General features: G+C 70.3%; 14 protein-coding genes. 8 read left to right on the plus strand and 6 right to left on the minus strand.

Features of this window, described 5'->3' with window-relative positions:
- Window positions 1-116: 116 nt before the first annotated feature.
- Window positions 117-1058 (plus strand): hypothetical protein, encoded by a 942-nt coding sequence (locus AC07PR_RS29380; protein WP_495137402.1) that lies wholly within the window; start codon window positions 117-119, stop codon window positions 1056-1058.
- Window positions 1059-1099: 41 nt separating this feature from the next.
- Here the strand turns inward: AC07PR_RS29380 and AC07PR_RS29385 are convergent, their stop codons facing one another.
- The 3 genes from AC07PR_RS29385 to AC07PR_RS29395 all read right to left on the minus strand — a co-directional run bounded on the left by AC07PR_RS29385 (window position 1100) and on the right by AC07PR_RS29395 (window position 3594).
- A complete protein-coding gene (locus tag AC07PR_RS29385; RefSeq protein ID WP_377157660.1) occupies window positions 1100-1333 on the minus strand; it encodes a hypothetical protein in 234 nt (77 codons plus the stop codon).
- Between the two features lie 66 nt (window positions 1334-1399).
- Complete coding sequence (locus tag AC07PR_RS29390) at window positions 1400-2377, minus strand: alpha/beta fold hydrolase (RefSeq protein ID WP_495137403.1); 978 nt, start codon at window positions 2375-2377, stop codon at window positions 1400-1402.
- Window positions 2374-3594 carry a low temperature requirement protein A gene (locus AC07PR_RS29395; protein ID WP_495137404.1) on the minus strand — a complete coding sequence of 407 codons (1221 nt, stop codon included), beginning with the start codon at window positions 3592-3594 and terminating at the stop codon, window positions 2374-2376. The genes AC07PR_RS29390 and AC07PR_RS29395 overlap by 4 nt, the downstream gene beginning before the upstream one ends.
- Window positions 3595-3831: 237 nt before the next feature.
- Between AC07PR_RS29395 and AC07PR_RS29400 the strand changes: the two genes are divergently transcribed.
- The 5 genes from AC07PR_RS29400 to AC07PR_RS29420 all read left to right on the plus strand — a co-directional run bounded on the left by AC07PR_RS29400 (window position 3832) and on the right by AC07PR_RS29420 (window position 9075).
- Window positions 3832-5748, plus strand: coding sequence for a diguanylate cyclase domain-containing protein (locus AC07PR_RS29400; protein WP_495137405.1), 1917 nt, complete (start codon window positions 3832-3834; stop codon window positions 5746-5748).
- A gap of 50 nt (window positions 5749-5798) precedes the next feature.
- A complete protein-coding gene (locus AC07PR_RS29405) occupies window positions 5799-6569 on the plus strand; it encodes a c-type cytochrome (RefSeq protein WP_495137406.1) in 771 nt (256 codons plus the stop codon).
- Window positions 6566-7933 carry a c-type cytochrome gene (locus AC07PR_RS29410; RefSeq protein WP_495137407.1) on the plus strand — a complete coding sequence of 456 codons (1368 nt, stop codon included), beginning with the start codon at window positions 6566-6568 and terminating at the stop codon, window positions 7931-7933. Before AC07PR_RS29405 ends, AC07PR_RS29410 begins: the two co-directional genes overlap by 4 nt.
- A gap of 151 nt (window positions 7934-8084) precedes the next feature.
- Window positions 8085-8588 (plus strand): Hsp20/alpha crystallin family protein, encoded by a 504-nt coding sequence (locus AC07PR_RS29415; RefSeq protein ID WP_495137408.1) that lies wholly within the window; start codon window positions 8085-8087, stop codon window positions 8586-8588.
- 61 nt (window positions 8589-8649) lie between these two features.
- Window positions 8650-9075, plus strand: a complete 426-nt coding sequence (locus tag AC07PR_RS29420; RefSeq protein ID WP_495137409.1) for an Hsp20/alpha crystallin family protein — start codon at window positions 8650-8652, stop codon at window positions 9073-9075.
- A 91-nt stretch (window positions 9076-9166) separates the two neighbouring features.
- On the opposite strand, the gene AC07PR_RS29425 is transcribed toward AC07PR_RS29420, so the two are convergent.
- The 3 genes from AC07PR_RS29425 to AC07PR_RS29435 form a co-directional block, all read right to left on the minus strand.
- On the minus strand, window positions 9167-11287 hold the full coding sequence (locus tag AC07PR_RS29425; RefSeq protein ID WP_495137410.1) for an FUSC family protein: 2121 nt from the start codon (window positions 11285-11287) through the stop codon (window positions 9167-9169).
- Window positions 11287-13872 carry a cyanophycin synthetase gene (cphA, locus tag AC07PR_RS29430; protein WP_495137411.1) on the minus strand — a complete coding sequence of 862 codons (2586 nt, stop codon included), beginning with the start codon at window positions 13870-13872 and terminating at the stop codon, window positions 11287-11289. Before cphA ends, AC07PR_RS29425 begins: the two co-directional genes overlap by 1 nt.
- Before the next feature lie 71 nt (window positions 13873-13943).
- Window positions 13944-16121 (minus strand): cyanophycin synthetase, encoded by a 2178-nt coding sequence (locus AC07PR_RS29435; RefSeq protein WP_495137412.1) that lies wholly within the window; start codon window positions 16119-16121, stop codon window positions 13944-13946.
- 204 nt (window positions 16122-16325) lie between these two features.
- Here AC07PR_RS29435 and AC07PR_RS29440 point away from each other — a divergent pair, with 204 nt between their 5' ends.
- Both AC07PR_RS29440 and AC07PR_RS29445 read left to right on the plus strand, forming a co-directional pair.
- The gene (locus tag AC07PR_RS29440; protein ID WP_377157642.1) at window positions 16326-18632 is read left to right on the plus strand and encodes a cyanophycin metabolism-associated ABC transporter; all 2307 of its coding nucleotides are present in this window, start codon (window positions 16326-16328) and stop codon (window positions 18630-18632) included.
- An 18-nt stretch (window positions 18633-18650) separates the two neighbouring features.
- Window positions 18651-19118: a cyanophycin metabolism-associated DUF1854 family protein gene (locus AC07PR_RS29445; RefSeq protein ID WP_377157641.1), complete on the plus strand. Its 468-nt coding sequence runs from the start codon at window positions 18651-18653 to the stop codon at window positions 19116-19118.
- Window positions 19119-19207 lie beyond the last annotated feature (89 nt).

Raw genomic sequence — 19207 nt, forward strand, 5'->3', positions numbered from 1 at the left:
GGCTAGGGTTCATACGTGGGTCAGGTTTGAACGGAAATCAGTGCGGTCGGTGGGTCAGGATTCGGCGGCAATCAACAGACTACAAGCATTGGCGGCTCGAAAACACCAAGGGCATCTTGCGCGCCATCTACACGGCCGATCCGACGGCGTTGACATCGCTCAAGAGGAACCAGAAGAAGATCATCGTTCGTCTCCTCGACAAACTGGCGGTCTCCAACGAGAACGATGCGATCTTCGAGGTGCTCAACAGCGTGCTGGAGCTTGACGACGTCTCGACGAAGCTGCTCGCCAAGCAGCTCAAGAGCGTGTCGCTGCAAAGCGTCGTGTCAGCGATCGAAGTCCTCCGCCGCAGACACGAGGTGGCCGACAAGCTGCGGACGCTGATGAACGACCATTACCTGGAGACGCTCGAGACGCCGGACTTGCAGGGCATCATCGAAGCCAACACCTGGTTGTTCGGCAGCTCCTACGAGACGCTTGGCGCCGAGGAGGACTCGTTCACCAAGATCGCCAAATCGCTGCGCGATGCCGTCAGGGGGATCGACGACGTTGGATTGGACGACCTGGATGCGACTGATCCCTCAGCCATCGATGGCGCGAGGAAGCAGGCGGACTTGTTTCTCGCCCGCAAGGTCCCGCACCACGATTCGATGGGTCGGAAGATCTATCGTTGCATTGTGGTGGAGATCAAGCGTCCAGGCATCGCGCTCAACTACAAACACCTCCAGCAACTGGACGGCTACGCACAGCTGATCAAGAAGCACGCGGAATTTGGCAGCGAAGTGATGCACTTCGAACTCATCCTGATCGGGCGCAAGATCTCCGAGGCGGATACGGAGATTCGGAGCCGGATGGAAGGGCAGGTTGCGAAGGGATTGCCCGGCCTGGTCAGCGACGAACGACGCATGAAGCGTTTCGTGCTGAACTGGTACACATTGCTGGACAACTTCCTGCTGACCAATCAAGCCATGATCGACGCGCTGACATTGAAGCGCGAGTCGTTCGCACACTCGTCACGACCGGAACTCGTCGCTGACATGCAGAAGCAGGCCGCCTAGCTGCGCATGAGCAACGCGGCCCGGAGAGAGTCGTGAGACGTTCAGCAATGCCCACCCGCCCGCGCCCGCAAGCGGCGCCAGCCGGCGCGCATGAGCCACGTTCCCACGCCCGCCAGCAGCAGCACGATCACGAACGCCCCGCCGGCTCCTGCCGGCGCGCCAGCGCCTTCCTCGGCGCCGATCAGCGGCTTGAGCGCGTTGTAGCCCGCCACCACCGCCGCGATCCACAGGACCGCTCCGCCCAGAAACTGCCCGAGGGCGACCAGCTTGTTCATCCCGTCACTCCGTCCACTTCGGAAACTGCAATGCTTGCAGCCTAACGGGCCGGTCGCTGTCGTCCGTCAAAGCCCCTCGGTGAGGAACGGCATCACCGCCGCGAGCAACTCGTCCGGCGCTTCCTCCGGGATGTAGTGACCGCACGGCAGCGGACCGCCGTCGACATCCGCCGCGACGCGTCGCCATTCCTTCAGCGGGTCGAAGCACTTCGCCACCACGCCCTGCGCGCCCCAGTAGATGCGCAGCGGCATCGACAGCTTCGCGCCGGCGTCGCGGTCCGCGCGGTCGTGGTCGAGGTCGACGCCCGCCGCGGCGCGGTAGTCCTCGCACATGCCATGCGCGGCGCCCGGCAGCGCCAGCGCGCGCTGGTACTCGGCGAACGCGCGCGGGTCGAAAGCCGACAGGCCCGCGTGCCGCCGGCCCATCACGTCCAGTGCGTAGGCGGCAGGATCGGCCTCGATGAGCCGCTCCGGCATCGGCGCCGGCTGGATCAGGAAGAACCAGTGCCAGTACGCTCTCGCGAACGCCTCGGTCGTCTGCTCGTACATCGCCAAGGTCGGCGCGATGTCCAGCAGCGCGAGTCGCTCGACCGCCGCCGGATGATCCGCCGCCATGCGGTGCGCGACGCGCGCGCCCCGGTCATGGGCCAGCACCCGGAAGCGCGCATGGCCCAGCGCCGACATCACGGCGACCAGGTCCTGCGCCATGCGGCGCTTGCTGTAGTTGCCGTGGTCCGCATCGCCAGTGGGCTTCGAGGAATCGCCGTACCCGCGCAGATCCGGCATGACGACGGTGAAGCGTGCCGCGAGCACCGGCAGCACGCGGTGCCAGATCACCAGCGTCTGCGGATGTCCGTGAATCAGCAGCAGCGGCGGGCCTCCGCCGCACACGCGCGCATGGATGCGTACGCCGGGCTCGGTCTCGACGGTCAGCCGTCGCGTCGCCGCGGGGAACAGGGCGTCGGCCGGATGCGGCTCGACGGTGAACTCCGCCGCAAAGGCGGCGGAGGCTTCGGAAGGGGCGGTGGAGGAGGGCGCGCTCATTCGCCGATGCTAGGCGCGTCGTCCGCATTCCCGCTGTCGGGAACGAGACACTGCGCTCGCGAGTGCCGCTCCCACGCCGCGAGCGCCACCAGCACCGCGCAGGCGAAGGCGCTGGTCGCCACCGGCGGCCAGGCGGGCACGAACGGTCCCGCCGCCGCCAGCACGACCACCGCCACGCCGTGCGACCACGGCCAGCGGCCGACCACCGCGCGCTTGAACAGCCCCACGCCGATCACGTAGATCGCCACGCCGCCGAGCAGGCACAGCGCCGTCTTCAGATCGGTGTGGCCGTCCGGATGCGCCAGGACGAACTCGTCCGCCGCCGCGTTGACGATGATCCCCGCCACGATCGGCAGGTGGATGTAGGTGTAGGCCAGCCGCGCCAGCCGCCCCGGATCGTCGCTGTGGGCGATGCGGCCGGTCGCGAAGTCGTTGGTGGTGTCGAAGTACAGCCACCACAGCGCGATGCTGCCGGCGAAGGACACCAGGAAGGCCAGCAGGCTCATCGTCGTCAGCGGCTCCGCCGCGAAGGTCGCGCCCGTGACCAGCAGCGACTCGCCCAGCGCGATGATCACGAAGAGCGCGCAGCGCTCGGCCAGGTGACCGCCGGAGATCGTCCAGTCCGCCGTCGTCGAGCGCCCCAGGCCCGGCACGAAGAAACCGGCCGAGGGACCGACGACCTCGATCGCCAGCGCCGCCACCCACAGCGGCACCCGCAGCGTGGCGTCCAGCGCACCGGCGATCCACAGCACGGCCGACACGAGCAGCCACGCGCCGATGCGCTGGAAATTGCGCACGAGGACCGCATCCGCCCCGCGCGCCGCCCAGAGGAAGAACAGCGTCCGCCCGACCTGGATCGCGGTGAACGAGGCCGCGAACATCAACGCACGTTCACCGAAAGCCTGCGGCAGCGAGACCGACATCAGCAACCCGCCCAGCATCATCGCGAACAGGCAGATCCGGACCGGCAGGCGTTCCGGGTCCAGCCAGTTGGTGACCCACGAGGTGAAGATCCACACCCACCACACCGCCGCCATCAGGAAACCGGTCTGCAACGCCCCGTGCAACGTGACGCCGTCGTGCGCGAAGTGGCCGATCAGCGTGTGCGACAACTGTGTGACGGCGAAGACGAAGACAAGGTCGAAAAACAGCTCGACGAAGCTGACCTTCGCGTGGCCGTGCGGCTCGGGCCGGCGCAGGAGTGGGATGGCGGACATCCCCGGACTGTCGCATGCGTGCGCCGCCGGACCACCGGGGCCGATGCCAGCTTGACGGCAATCGCACGGCCATCCCCATAATCGCCCGAATGGCCCACCGGCCCTCGCCGCCGCCACGACCGGTCGAATGCGCGTCGAGTTCGCGTTGGATCGCGCACTGTCGCGCGTCACCGCTGTCGGCGCGTTGCCTTCGCGTCATCCTTCCGGTCCTCGAGACCGAACCGCCCGAGCCGTTGCATGCGTTCTTCCGCCGAGCCGACCCACCGAACCAGCCTCGGTCGCGGCGTGGGCCTGCTGATGCTGGCGCTGCTCGCGATGGCGGTGATCGTGGCGCTGCTGGCCTGGCGCGCCCGCGCGACGCTCGGCGACCTGCGCCGCGCCGACCGCATCAACACCGTCGTGCCGGCGATGACGCTGCTGATGGAGGATCTGCTCAACGCCGAGACCGGCCAGCGCGGCTACCTGCTGACCCAGCGCGCCGGCTATCTGCAGCCCTACCGCGATGCGATCCGCAGCCTCGACCGCCGCGTGGACGACCTGTTCGCGCGCGACGACGACCCCGCCCACGCGCCCCGGCTCGCCCGCATCCGGGAGCTGGTCCAGCTCAAGATGAGCGAGATGAACCAGACGATCCGTCTGCACGATTCCGGTCGTCCCGAGGAGGCGCTGGAGCTGGTGCTTGGCGACCAGGGCCTCCACCACATGGACGAATTGCGCGATCTACTGGGCGAGTTGACCTCGTCACTGCGCGCCGAACGCGCCACGATCAGCGAGCGCCTGTCGCGCGAGGCCGGCCAGACCGAGCTGCTGATGCTGGCCGGACTGGCGATGCTGGCGCTGTTCTCGGTGATGGCGACCTCGCAGGTCCTGCTGCGGTCGCGCGACCTGCTGCGCACCCAGCAGCGCCTGCGCGGCATCGCGGACAACGTGCCCGCGCTGATCAGCCATTACGACGGGACGGGTCATCTGCGTTTCGCCAACGCGGAGGTTGGCCGCGTCTTCCACAGCGACCCCGACAGCCTCGTCGGCAAGACGCTGGAAGAGGTGCGCGGCATCGAGAACGCCGCGCAGATGCGGCCCTTCGTCGACCGCGTGCTGCAGGGGGAGTCCGTGGCCTTCGACGCCGAGCAGGTCATCGACGGCGAGACGCTGCACTTCCACCAGAGCTTCGTGCCCGAGCTGGCCGGCGGCCGCATCGAGGGCTTCTATGCGTGCTCGATGGACATCACCGAGCGCAAGCGCGCCGAGGCCAGGGTCGCCGCCAGCGAGCGCCGGATGAAGGCGATCACCGACAACCTGCCGGTCTTCATCACCTACATCGACGCGGAGCGTCGGCTGCGCTACACCAACGAGACGATGCGGAGCTGGTTCGGCCTCGATCCCCAGGCCGTGACGGGCCTGCACATCGATGAGGTCTTCGGCCTCGAGAGCACCGGCCAGCGCAGCGCCCAACTCGCGCTGGCGCTGGGCGGCGAGCGCGTGGAGTTCGAGATCACGGCGACGATGCTCGGCAAGCAGCGGCACCTGCGCTCGATCTACGTGCCGGACGTCGGGCCCGACGGGCGCGTGTCGGGCATCTTCACGCTGTCCATCGACATCACCGTGATGAAGCAGGCGGAGGCGCAGCTCGCGCGGCTGGCCAGTTCGGACGCGCTCACGGGATTGCCGAACCGGCGCGAATTCGACCAGGCGCTGGAGGGCGCGCTGGCGCGGCAGCGGCGCCACATGCGCGAGGGTCGGGTGCTGGCGCTGCTGTTCCTCGACGTCGACCGCTTCAAGTCGATCAACGACACCCACGGCCACGGCGTCGGCGACACGGTGCTGCGCGACTTCGCGACCGTGCTGCGGCGTGCCGTGCGGGGCAGCGATCACGTGGCGCGGATCGCGGGCGACGAGTTCGTCGCCGTGCTCGAGGGCCTGAACCGGCCCGAGGAGGCCGAGCAGGTCGCGGCCAAGATCGTCGAGGCGGTGCGGGCCGCGCGGCCGGCGGGCATCGCGATCACCGCCAGCATCGGCATCGCCAGCGTCGCCGACGGCGAGGTGCCGGCGGCGGACCTGATCGCGCTCGCGGACCGCGCGCTGTACCAGGCCAAGCACCAGGGTCGGGACGGCTGGGCGGCCTTGCGATGGCCCGGCCCCGATCTGCGGCGCTGACGGCGGCGCGCACGGCGGCGTTCAGGGCGGGGATCGGCGATGATGGCCGGATGAAGATCTCCCGATGCCTACCGGGTGTCCTCATCGCCGCTGTGCTGGGCCTGGGACTCTCCGCCGTCTCTCTCGTCTCCGACATGTCCGCGGCGTTCGCGCAAGGGGTTTCCTCGCCGCCGTCCGATCCCGGCGCGCGACCGCTGCGCCCGCTGACCAACGACATCGCCGAGCGCGTCCAGGCCTGCACCTTGTGCCACGGCGCGCAGGGTCGGGCGACGACGCAGGGCTACTTCCCGCGGCTCGCGGGCAAGCCGTCCGGCTACCTCTACAACCAGCTGCAGAGCTTCCGCGACGGCCGCCGCCATCACGCGCTGATGGCCGGCCTGCTGCGCAACATGAGCGACGACTACCTGCGCGAGATCGCCGGCTACTTCGCCGCGCTCGACGTGCCGTATCCGGCGCCGGGGCCCTCGGGCCTGGGCCCGGAACAGCAGGCGCGCGCGGAGCGGCTGATCACGCAGGGCGATCCCGCGCGCAAGGTGCCGGCCTGCACGGCGTGTCACGGACCGTCGATGGCGGGGCGCGAGCCGGCGGTCCCGGGGCTGCTCGGACTGCCGCGCGACTACCTGGTCGGGCAGCTCGGCGCGTGGCGCAGCGGGCTGCGCCGCGCGCATGCGCCCGACTGCATGGCCGATGTGGCCAAGGCGCTGTCGACCGACGACATCGCCGTCGTCGCGAGCTGGCTCGCCGCGAAGCCCGCGGGGGCGCATCCGGAGCCGCCGTCGACGACGCCCTTGCCGGTCCCATGCGGAGGGCTCGCGCCATGAGCGGGGAAGCGAACGCCACGGACGCCTCCGGCTCGGCGCCGATGAGGACCTTCGTCCGACTGCTGATCGGCGTCGTGATCGCGGTGCCGCTGATGGCGCTGTTGCTGCTCGCCGGCGCGTGGGGCCGGGAGCTCTGGCTCTCAGGCCGGCCCGTCCAGTCCGGCGCCGAGGACACCAATCCCGCGCTGATCGCCCGAGGCGCCTACCTGGCCCGCATCGCCAACTGCGCCGGCTGCCACAGCCCGCGCGGCGGCGCGCCGCTGGCCGGCGGGCTGCCGCTCGGCACGCCGTTCGGGACGCTGTTCAGCAGCAACCTGACGCCCGATCCCGAGACGGGCCTCGGCCGCTGGACCGCCGACGACTTCTGGCGCGCGATGCACCATGGCCGCAGCCGCGATGGGCGGCTGCTCTATCCGGCCTTCCCGTACACCAGCTACACGGCGATGACGCGCGAGGACGCCGATGCGATCTTCGCGTGGCTGCGTCAGCAGCCGGCGGTGACGCAGACGGCGCCGACACATCAACTCGGGTGGCCGTACCGCTGGCAGTCCGCGTTGGCGGTGTGGCGGCTGATGTACTTCACGCCCGGTGATGCGCCCTCGCACGACGACCCGCGCGTCAATCGCGCGGTGGCGCAGGAGGTCGCCGGTCAGGCGGCGCTGGAACGAGGCCGCTACCTCGTCCAGGCGGTGGGCCATTGCGCCGAGTGCCACGCGCCGCGCAATCGTCTTGGCGCGCTGCGCGACGCCGCGGGGCTGCGCGGCGGCTGGGTGGGCGTGCAGGGCTGGATCGCGCCCTCGCTGGCCGATCCGCAGGCGGCGGGGGTGCAGGACTGGTCCGAGGCCGAGCTGCGGTCCTGGCTGCGATCCGGCTGGTCGCCGAAGGGCGCGGCGCTCGGGCCGATGGCGGACGTGGTCGCGGAGAGCCTCCAGCATCTGACCGATGCCGATGTGCAGGCGATGAGCGTCTACCTGCGAGGCCTGCCGCGCGAGGGGTCGCCGGCCGCCGAGTTCAAGCCGGCGCCGCCGGCACAGATGGACCTCGGTCGTCAGGTGTACGCCAAGCATTGCGCCGACTGCCACGGCGACCAGGGGCAGGGACGGCGGATCGCCGACGAGCCGGCCTATCCGCCGCTGGCTGGCAACCGCGCGGTGACGCTGGACGCGCCGCAGAACGTGCTGCAGATGCTGGCCGACGGCGGCTACGCGCCGACGACGCCGGGGCATCCGCGTCCGTACGGCATGCCGCCGCTGCGGCAGGTGCTCACCGAGGCCGAGATGGCCGCCGTCGCGACGGTGATCCGGCAGAGCTGGGGGAACAAGGCGTCGGCGGTGACGGAGCAGGAAGTGCTGCGGATCCGGTGAACGTGGACTCGGCTCGCGCAACGGGCGCGGCATATGGGGACGGGCCACCCCCAATTTCAAGATCTTGAAGCGCGGCTTGGCGCACCTAGCTTGGGAGTCATGGCGGACACGTTCCGCCGCGATCCACCCGCAGGAAGCCAAGGAGCCCCGCATGTACCGTCAACTGTTTGCCCGTGAGCTGTTCAACGACCTCGACCGCTTCCAGCGCGAGATGAGCGGCCTGTTCGAATCCACCGCCGGCCGCGGCACCCCGCGCGGCGGCTATCCCGCGCTGAACGTTGGCCTGTCGCCGGAAGCGGTGGAGGTCTACGCCTTCGCCCCGGGCCTGGATCCGGCCACCATCGGCGTCGACCTGGATCGCGGCGTGCTGAGCCTGTCCGGCGAGCGTGCCGTCTCGCTGACCGCGACGACCGAAGGCACCGCCGCGACTGCCGCTGCCGCCGCCGCTGAAGGCGGGACCGCCGCGCCCGCCAAGGCCGCCGACAAGACCGTCGTCCATCAGCGCGAGCGCTTCGCCGGCAAGTTCCGCCGCGTGGTCAGCCTGCCGGACGACATCGATCCGGAACAGGTCTCGGCCTCCTACAAGGACGGCGTGCTGCGCGTCAGCGTCAAGCGCCGTCCCGCGCCGCAGCCGCGCCGCATCGACATCCACTGAGTTCCGGACCCCGCCGTCCACCGACACCCGACACGAACCGAACGCGAGACGAAAGAACACCATGACCACTGCCGTCCAGACCCCCGCCGCCGACGCGGCCGAGCAAGTGAAGACCAACGCGTCGACCGCCGCGCAGAGCGCGCGCCGTCGCGATGACTATGCGATCCAGCCCGCCGTCGATGTGATCGAGGACGCGCAAGGCCTGACCCTCTTCGCCGACCTGCCGGGCGTGCCCCGCGAGCAGCTCCAGCTGCGCGTCGACAAGGACCGCCTGATCATCGAAGCGGAGATGCAACTCGATCTGCCGGATGGCCTGAAGGCCGGCCACGTCGAGGTGTCGCGCCAGTTCTATCGCCGTGCGTTCACGCTGAGCAAGGAGCTGGACGCCGAGCAGATCGGCGCCGAGCTGAGCAACGGCGTGCTGCGCGTGCGCATCCCCAAGGCGGCGCATGCGCAACCGCGCAAGATCGAGATCAAGCTGGGTTGAGCGAAGGCCGACAAGGCGTCAGTACTTCCACGGCCGCTGGCCCTCACCCCGACCCTCTCCCGCAAGCGGGAGAGGGAGCAAGAGGGGGACGTCACTGCAAGCGCGATAGCGTCACGTCCGGCTCCGGCGGCGCGGCCATCGCGGCGAAGGCCGCATCGGCGGCCTCGCCCGCCCGGGCAGCGTCGTCCAGGCTCACCTGCAAGCGGCGCCGCATCCACGGCCGCAGGTCTTCCAGCGGCCCGACGTCGGGCAGCAGGCTCCAGTCCTGCAAGGCCTGCACCGCGTGCGGCACCGGCTCCTGACCGGCAAGCGCCCGCTGCAGGCGCTTGGCTGACTCCGGCATCTCCGCCAGGAAATCGGCGTCCAGATCCTTCGCGCGCCGCATCAGGCTCTGCCGCATCATCGACAGGTGGGCCATCAGCCGGTAGCCGTGGTCGAGCACCATGTTCAGCTCCTGCAGCGGCGGGCGCACGCGGCGCGGTTCGGCGGCGCTGCGCGTCAGGGCCGCCGACAGCGCCGCGAGCGCGTCGTAGGCCTGACGCCGCGCCATCCGCTGCGTGAGCGCGCCGGCCGGCGTCATCGCCGCGGTCATCGCCTGCATGGCGTACTGCTGCAGCGCGCCGCGCGCCCGCTTGAGCGCGCGCGGCAGGTTGCGCCGCTCCCAGGCCGGCAGCACATAGCTGAAGGCCCAGGCCAGGATCGCGCCGAGCACTGTGTCCGCGAGCCGCTCCGAGATCGCGATCCCATGCGTCGGATCCGCCAGGTGCGATTGCAGCAGCGCCATCATCGTGGCCGCGATCGCCGTGATCAGGTAGCGGCGGGTGACGAACGCATGCGCGATGCCGACGGCGATCTGCAGCACGACGATCCACAGCGTCTGGTTCGGGATCAGCGACAGCGCCAGCATCAGCCCGCAGCCGATCGCCGTGCCGAGCACCCGCATGTTGCGCCGCTCCAGCGTCTGGTCGAGGCTGCCGCGCAGCACCACCGCGACCGACAGCACCAGCCAGTGCGGGTGCGAGGCCCAGGGCAGCGCCAGGGCGATGAAGTAGGCGGCCGACAGCGCCAGCGTGCTGCGCAGCGCGTGGCGCATCACCGGCGAGTCGAGGTGCAGCTGCGCCTTCAGCAAGCCTATCGGCCAGCCGACCGGCGTCACGAAGTTCCGCAATTCGCCGGCGTCCAGCGGCAGCGGCGGCAAGGGCAGGGAGGCGTCGAGCGCGCGGCCCATCGCCAGCACCTCGCCGTCCAGGTGGGACAGCCGGTCCTGCAGCACGAGCTGCAGCCGCCTGCGCGGATCCTGCGGCGGCAGATCGGGCCAGCGCGTCGGACGCACGGTGTTCATCGCCGGCGCCCGCTCGTCGAGCAGCGCGTCGCGGTACTCGTCCAGCAGCACGGCCAGCGCCCGCAGCCGGCTGACCAGCGCGGTGCGCATCTGCTGTCCGACGGGATCCTCGCCCAGCAGCTCCAGATCCAGCCGGCTCGCCAGCATCAGGTCGCGCAGCTCGACGATGTGCAGCAGCACCGCCGCGCTGCGCGGATCGGTCTTCGCGCGTGGGAAGACCTGGTCGCGCGCCGTCTGCAGCAGTTCCGCGAGTTGGGCTTCGTTGCCGAGCCAGTCGCGCATCGCGTGCGCCGCGCCGCCGCTGCCGAGCAGCTCGGCGCGCGCGCTCAGCAACTGCGCCAGGCCGTGCAGCGCCTCGGCCAGCGCGAGCCGGTGGAAACGCCAATGCAACACCGCGCTGGAGATCACGCTCCACACGAGGTAGAGCGCAATGCCCGCCGCGCCGCTCGCCAGCACGATGGGCAGCGGCTGCGGCGGCCACGCGAGCGCGAACACCATCGCCAGGATGGGCGCGAAGGACACGGGACCCGCGCGCGGTCCCCAGCTCAGCAGCATGGCGCTGCCGAACGCGAGCACCGCGACGAGCGCGCCCATCGCGGCGTGATACGGATGGAGCACCGCGACCAGTCCCACGGCCAGCAGCGTCATGCCGCCGGCGGTGAGCACGCGGTTGCGGTTGCGCCGGACGCTGCCCGGCAGATCGGCCAGGCTGGCGCAGATGGCGCAGGCCATCGCCAGCTGCGAGGCGATGTGCGACAGCTCGGCCGGAGCCGCGTGCGACACGATCACCTGCACCAGCATCACCCCGAGGGCGACGCTGAGGCCGTTCCACCAGTGCGCCGGCCAGTGACGCCAGCGACCGGCCGCCATCAGGCTTCCCGGACGCGCTGGTTCAGATGGGCCAGGGCCTCTTCGACCTGGTCGACCAGCACCAGGCACAGGTCGCCCGGCTGCAGGCGCGCCAGCGCGCGGTCGATCGCGACGAACTCGCCGCGGATCTCCTCGATGTGCTTGGTCCGCGTCGCGCCCTTCAGGCCCTGCTGCAGCAGCGCCAGGACTTCACCGTCCTCGCGGCCGCGCTGGCAGGCGTCCTGGAACAGGATGGCCTCGTCGAAGGCCTCGCCCAGGATCTGCGTCTGGATGCGGATGTCCTCGTCGCGGCGGTCGCCGGCGCCGGAGATCACCACCGAGCGCTTGTTGGCCGGCAGCGCCTGCACCGCCTGCACCAGCGCGCGCATCGCGTCGCCGTTGTGGCCGTAGTCGGCGATGACCGTCGCGCCGCGATAGTCCATCACGTTGAAGCGGCCCGGCACGCTGTCCGGGTCGCTCATGAAGCTCGCCAGCCCGCGCCGGATCGTGTCCCAGTCCAGGCCCACGCCCCAGGCCGCCGCGACCGAGGCCATCGCGTTCTCGTTCTGGAACGGGATCGCGCCGCCGCGGGTGAAGGGGATGTCGCGCAGCGGGATCGACTCGCGCCACGCGCCCTGCGCCGCGACCAGCGCGTCGCCGTCGATGTAGACGCAGCGTTTGCCCTGCGCGCGGTGCGTCGCCATCAGCGGGTGATGGCGGTCGCTCGCGAAGAAGATCACCTGGCCCGGGCAGACGTCGGCCATCTTCGCCACGACCGGGTCGGCGGCGTTGAGCACCGCGTAGCCGTTGGGCGCCACGTTCTGCACGATCACGCGCTTGACCAGCGCCAGTTCCTCGACGGTGTTGAGGAAGTTCATGCCGAGGTGGTCGCCCTCGCCGAGGTTGGTCACCACCGCCACCTGGCAGCGGTCGAAGCCCAGGCCCTCGCGCAGCACGCCGCCGCGCGCGGTCTCGAAGACCGCCGCCTCCACGTCCGGATGCATCAGCACGTTGCGCGCGCTCTTCGGCCCGGAGCAGTCGCCGCTGTCGGTCTGGCGGCCGTCGACGTAGACGCCGTCGGTGTTGGTCATGCCCACGCGCAGGCCCTGCGTCGCGAACATGTGCGCCACCAGGCGCGACGTCGTCGTCTTGCCGTTGGTGCCGGTCACCGCGACGATGGGGATGCGGCCGTCCTCGCTCGCGGCGCCGCGGTTGCCGCCGTAGATGCTGGAGATGATGGCTTCGCCGACGTCGCGGCCCTTGCCGTAGGACGGGCTCAGGTGCATGCGCAGGCCCGGCGCGGCGTTGACCTCGACGATGCCGCCGCTCTGTTCCTCGAGCGGCTTGAGCACGCTCTCGGCCACGACGTCGACGCCGCAGACGTGCAGGCCGACGACCGTCGCCGCCGCGATCGCGCGGGCCGCGACTTCCGGATGCACGTCGTCGGTCACGTCGGTCGCGGTGCCGCCGGTGGACAGGTTGGCGTTGTTGCGCAGGATCACGCGGCGACCCTTGTCCGGCACGGACTCCGGGGTCAGGCCTTGCAGGTCCAGGCGCGCGATCGCGATGTCGTCCAGGCGGATCTTGGTCAGGGAGGTCGCGTGGCCGTCGCTGCGGCGCGGATCCTCGTTGACCTTGTCGACCAGCTGGCGCACCGTGTGCACGCCGTCGCCGATGACGTTGGGCGGATCGCGGCGGGCCGCCGCCACCAGCTTGTCGCCGACGACCAGCAGCCGGTAGTCGCTGCCGGGCAGGAACTTCTCGACCATCACCGTGCCGATCTCGTCCGCGGCCTTGTAGGCGATCTCCATGTGCTCGCGCGAGGCGACGTTGACCGTCACGCCCTTGCCCTGGTTGCCGTCCAGCGGCTTGACCACGACCGGCAGGCCGATCTCCAGCGCCAGTTCCCAGGCCTCATCGACGGTCTCCACCGGCGCGCCGATGGGCACCGGCACGCCGGCCGACTGCAGCAGGCGCTTGGACAGGTCCTTGTCCTGCGCGATCGATTCGGAGACGGCGCTGGTCGCGTCGACCTCGGCGGCCCAGATGCGGCGCTGCTTCACGCCCCAGCCCAACTGCACCAGCGAGCCCTGCGTCAGGCGGCGGAACGGGATGCCGCGCTTGCAGGCGGCGTCGACGATGGAACCGGTCGAGGGGCCGAGGCGGATGTCCTCGTCCGTCTCGCGCAGCGCCTTGACGGCGGCGTCGGCGTCGAAGGCGGCGCCCGACTGCGCGGCGTTGATCAGCTCGACGGCCTTGTCGAAGGCGGCGCGGCCGACGTCTTCCTCGCTGTACTCGACGACGACCTGGTAGGTGCCGGCTTCCGACGTGGTGTGCGTGTGGCTGTAGGTCACCGGGCAGCCGGCCTGCGCCTGCAGCGCCAGGGCGGCCTGTTCCAGCACGTGGGCCAGGGTGATCGGCGTCTTGGCGGCGCTGGCCGGCCGCAGCGGGCCGATGCCGGGGAAGCGTTCGCGCAGGCGGGCCTCGAAGCCGGCCATGTCGGCGATGGTGCGTTCCGAATCGCTGCAATGCACGACCGCCTCGATGGCGGTGTGGCGGCTCCACATGTTGGGGCCGCGGAGGGCGCGGGTGCGGGAGACTTCCATCTGTCGTCTTTCGGGTTCGACTGTTCTTTGAAAGGGGCGGGTCTGGGGCGGTGGTTCGCGCCGGGCCGTGATTACTGCGGCAGGTCCGGCACGAAGGTGTCCAGGCCGGCCGAGATCAACTCGGGCGAGATGCCCATGGCCCAGCCGGTCGCCACGGCGGCCAGCACCGCGTCGGTCGCGATCTCCTGGCCGACCGCGCGGAAGCGGGCCTGCAGCGATTCGACGTTGGCGCCGGAGGTCTCGGACGTGCCTTGCGCCAGCATCGCGGCGCCGCCGCGCAGGAACACGCCGCGGCCTTCCTGGGCGCGGTGCTCGGTCAGCGCGGCATTGCCGGCGTCCAGCGCGTAGAGGATCACCTCGCCGTCGGAGAGCTCGGCCATCTCGGCCACCTTGGGCTCGTCGGCGTTCAGCACGGCGACGCCGTCGGACAGCACGACGTCGACCTGCGTGCGCAACACCTTGAAGAGCTGGTCCTCGGTCTGGATGTCGTGGTCGTCGAGCTGCGGCACGCGGCCCATGTCGGTCACGACACCGACCTGGCAGCGGTCGTAGGCCAGGCCGTCACCGAGGATGGTGCCGGCGCCGTTCTCGACCACGATGGCGTCGACGGCGCGGTTCATCAGCAGGCGGTGGCTGGCGGCCCAGGTCGCGCTGGGCTTGCGCTCGACGCGGCGGGTGCCCAGGAACAGGCCGGCGCCGCAGGCCAGGCCGACGTGGCGGCCGTTCAGGTGCAGCAGCCAGCCGACCAGGCGCGCGATCTGCGCCGTGCCGCGCGAACCGGCCACGCCCACGATGGGGATGCGGCCGCTCTCGTCCTCGGCGAACAGGTGGTCGATGATGGCCTGGCCCACCGGCTGGGGCATGCCCTCGGCGGGCTTCAGGTGCATCAGCAGGCCGGGGCCGGCGTTGACCTCGACGATGGCGCCGCCGGTCTCGGACAGCGGCTTCGAGATGTCGCTGCAGACCAGGTCGACGCCGGCGATGTCCAGGCCGACGGTGCGCACGGCCAGCGACACCGCGTGCGCCACTTCCGGATGGATCTGCGCGGTGCAGTCGATCGCGACGTTGCCGTTGCGCTGGATCAGCACGCGCTGGCCGGCTTCGGGCACGCCGTCGCCGGTCAGGCCCTGGCGCTGCAGGTCCAGCAGCACGACCGGGTCGCCGGTGATGTCGATGCGGTTGAGCGGGAAGTCCTCGGTCGTGCCGCGGCGCGGGTCGGTGTTGATCTGCAGGTCGATCAGCTCGATGACGGTGTGCGTGCCGTCGCCGGTGACCCAGGCTTCCTCGCCGCGGGCGGCGGCGACGACCTGGCCGCCGACGACCAGCAGCCGGTGCTCCATCCCGGGGATGTAGCGCTCGACCAGCACTTCCGAGCCTTCCTTGTCGGCGACGTGGAAGGCGGCCTCGACGTCGGCCTCGTGGCGCAGGTCCAGCGTGACGCCGCGGCCGTGGTTGCCGTCCGACGGCTTCACGACGACCGGCAGGCCCAGGTCCTGGGCGACGTCCCAGGCCTCGGCGGCGGTCTTGACGGCCTGGCCCGCGGGCACCGGCACGCCGACCGACTTCAGCAGTTCCTTGGTCAGGTCCTTGTCGCGCGCGATGCCTTCGGCGATCGCGCTGGTCATGTCGGTCTCGGCCGTCCAGATGCGGCGCTGGCGCGCGCCGTAGCCGAGCTGCACCAGGTTGCCGTCGTTCAGGCGGATGTGGGGGATGCGGCGGTCAGTCGCCGCGGCCACGATGGCGGCGGTCGACGGGCCGAGGTAGCAGTCGTCGAGCTTGTCGCGGATGGCCACGACGGCGGCGTCGACATTGAAGTCGTCGCCGTTGATCGTCGCCATCAGCAGTGCGTGGCCCTGTTCCAGCGCGCAGCGGGCGACCTGCTCGTCGCGGGCGCGGAACACCATGCGGTACACGCCGTGGCGCGAGGTGGAGCGCGTCTGGCCGAAACCGGTCGGCATGCCGGCCAGGTTGAGCAGCTCGATGACGATGTGCTCCAGCACATGGCCCATCCAGGTGCCCTCGGTCAGGCGCTGCAGGAAGCCGCCGCGCTCGCCGACGCCGCAGTGGTGCTCTTCCAGCGCCGGCAGGCGCTTGCACAGGCGTTCGGTGAAGCCGGGGATCAGGTGGGAGGGGTGTTCTTCCAGGCCACCCAGGTCCAGCCAGGTTTCCAGCACCGGGCGGTAGGTCCACATGTTGGGGCCGCGCAGGTAGTTGATGCGCAGGAGCTTGATGTCGTCGTGTCGGCTCATGAGGGGTGGAAACGTGGAAGGGGGCTGTCCGGCGGACCACCGGACAATGATGCGAAGCACAATTGTGCGCTTAAGCGAAAATTGTGCGAAACATGCCACGACCCGGCTGGTCCGGGTCTTGCCCCGTTGGGGGGCGGTGGCAGAAATGACTCGGGGAAATCTCCCGAGAATCTCCTGTTTCGCGGATCGCCAGAAGAATCACAAATGCAGCATTCACATCCTGTCGCGTCGGCCGGTGCCGGCGGCGTTCCGGCCGCCGAGGCTTTCGAAACACGCCTGCGGCGTGGCGAGAACGTCCGGGCCTCGCTCGAGGTTGACCTGGACGGGCGTTTGCGCTTCTCGGCGGGCGGTCTGCGACTCACGGATCAACGGCTGCTGTCCCTGGAAGCGTCCGAGGATGACCCCGGCGCCCCGGTCTTGCGGGAGTGGCCGCTGACGCCGGACCTGCGGCTGGTGCTGTCCGACCACGCCGGGCTGGGCACGCTGGAGCTGGTCGACACCGACGGCCGGCTGGCGCAGTGGCGCTTCACGATGAAGGCCAACCTGCAGGCCCAGCGCTTCCAGGACGCGTTCAACCGCCGCGACGAGGTCGAGGCCCGCCTGGACGAGGAGCCCGAGCTCTGCCCGAGCTGCCAGGCCGTCCTGCCGGAGGACAGCGAGGAGTGCCCCTCCTGCGCCCGCGAGCTGCACACGCCGCCGTCCACCTGGGTGCTGCTGCGGCTGTGGCGCTTCGCCGGGCCCTACCGGGGTCAGCTGTTGCTGGGCTTCCTGCTGATGCTGGGCGCGACCGGGGCGACGCTGGTGGCGCCCTACCTGGCGATGCCGCTGATGGACGACGTCCTGATCCCGTTCCAGCAAGGCAAGCAGATCGACACCAGCCTGGTGGTCATGTACCTGGGCGGGCTGTTCGGGGCGGCGATCGTGTCCTGGATCCTGGGCTGGGCCAAGACCTACATCCTGGCGCTGGTGTCGGAGCGCATCGCCGCGGACCTCCGCACGGCGACCTTCGACCACCTGCTGGGCCTGTCGCTGGAGTACTTCGGCTCCAAGCGCACCGGCGACCTGATGAGCCGCATCGGCTCGGAGACGGACCGGATCAGCGTGTTCCTGTCGCTGCACGCGCTGGACTTCATCACCGACTGCCTGATGCTGGCGATGATCACGGTGATCCTGTTCCACACGAACCCGTGGCTGGCGCTGGCCACGCTGGTGCCGCTGCCCTTCATCGCGTGGCTGATCCACCTGGTGCGGGACAAGCTGCGCACCGGTTTCGAGAAGATCGACCGCGTCTGGGGCGAGGTGACCTCGGTGCTGGCGGACACCATCCCCGGCATCCGCGTGGTCAAGGCCTTCGCCCAGGAACGCCGCGAGGCCGAGCGCTTCCGCAACGCCAACAAGCACAACCTGGTCGTCAACGACCGGCTGAACAAGACCTGGAGCCTGTTCACGCCCAGCGTCTCGCTGCTGACCGAGATCGGCCTGCTGGTCGTCTGGGCCTTCGGCATCTGGCTGATCGCGCACGCGCAGATCACCGTCGGGACCTTGACCGCCTTCCTGGCCTACATCGGGCGCTTCTACGGGCGGCTGGATTCGATGAGCCGGATCGTGTCGGTGACGCAGAAGGCGGCCTCGGGCGCGAAGCGGATCTTCGACATCCTCGACCACCATTCCAACGTGCCGGAGCCGACGCAGCCGGTGGTGCTGGACAAGGTCGAGGGCGAGCTGTCGCTGCAGGACATCGGCTTCCGCTACGGCAACCGGACGGTGATCCGCGACCTCAACCTGGTGATCAAGCCGGGCGAGATGATCGGTCTGGTCGGGCACAGCGGCTCGGGCAAGAGCACCATGGTCAACCTGATCTGCCGCTTCTACGACGTGACCGAGGGGGCGATCAAGCTCGACGGCGTCGACCTGCGGCGCTTCAGGCTGTCGGACTTCCGCCGTCACATCGGGCTGGTGCTGCAGGAACCCTTCCTGTTCTTCGGCACGATCGCGGAGAACATCGCCTACGGCAAGCCGGAGGCGACGCGCGACGAGATCGTCGCCGCGGCCCGCGCCGCGCATGCGCATGAATTCATCCTGCGGCTGCCGCAGGGCTACGACTCGCTGGTCGGCGAGCGGGGGCAGGGCTTGTCCGGCGGCGAGCGCCAGCGGATCTCGATCGCGCGCGCGCTGCTGATCGACCCGCGCATCCTGATCATGGACGAGGCCACCTCGGCCGTGGACACGGAGACCGAGAAGGAGATCCAGAAGGCGTTGGACAACCTGGTGCGGGGCCGCACGACGATCGCGATCGCCCACCGGCTGTCGACGCTGCGCAAGGCCGACCGGCTGGTGGTCATGGACCGCGGCGAGATCGTCGAGGTCGGGCCGCACGACGAGCTCATCGCCAAGCAGGGCGCCTACTGGCGCCTGTGGGAAGCGCAGGCCCGCCGCGTCGATGCGGAGGAGCAGGACAACGTGGTTGTCGTCGCGCCCAACGTCAACGTCCACACGGCCACGCAGGCCTGATCGCGCCGAGGTGCCTTCATGAACAACATCCAGACCCTGGCGCGCAATGCCTACGGCCGGCTGATGCTGGTCGACGCCGCCGGCCAGACCCACGACAACGTCACGCCCGTGCGGGCCCACCCGCTGAGCGCGCCCGATGAGGGCCTGTCGCTGGTCGGCACCGACGGGCATGAGATCGCCTGGATCGACCGGATCGCCGATCTGCCGCAGGTCCAGCGCGAACTGCTCCAGGATGAACTCGCGCATCGCGAGATGACGCCGACGGTGCTGAAGCTGCTGGACGTCTCGACCTTCTCGACGCCGTCCCAATGGACCGTCGAGACCGACCGCGGCACGACCGGGTTCATCCTCAAGAGCGAGGAAGACATCCGGCGCATCGGGGAAGGGCGGCTGCTGATCGCCAGCTCCCACGGGCTGCACTTCCTGGTGCCGGACCGGTTTGCGCTGGATCGGCATTCGAGGAAGTTGCTCGAACGCTTCCTCTGACGTCTACCGAGCGCGGGGGGGGGGGGGGGGGGGGGGGGGGGGGGGGGGGGGGGGGGGGGGGGGGGGGGGGGGGGGGGGGGGGGGGGGGG

Source organism: Roseateles sp. GW821-FHT09H11, assembly GCF_059415845.1.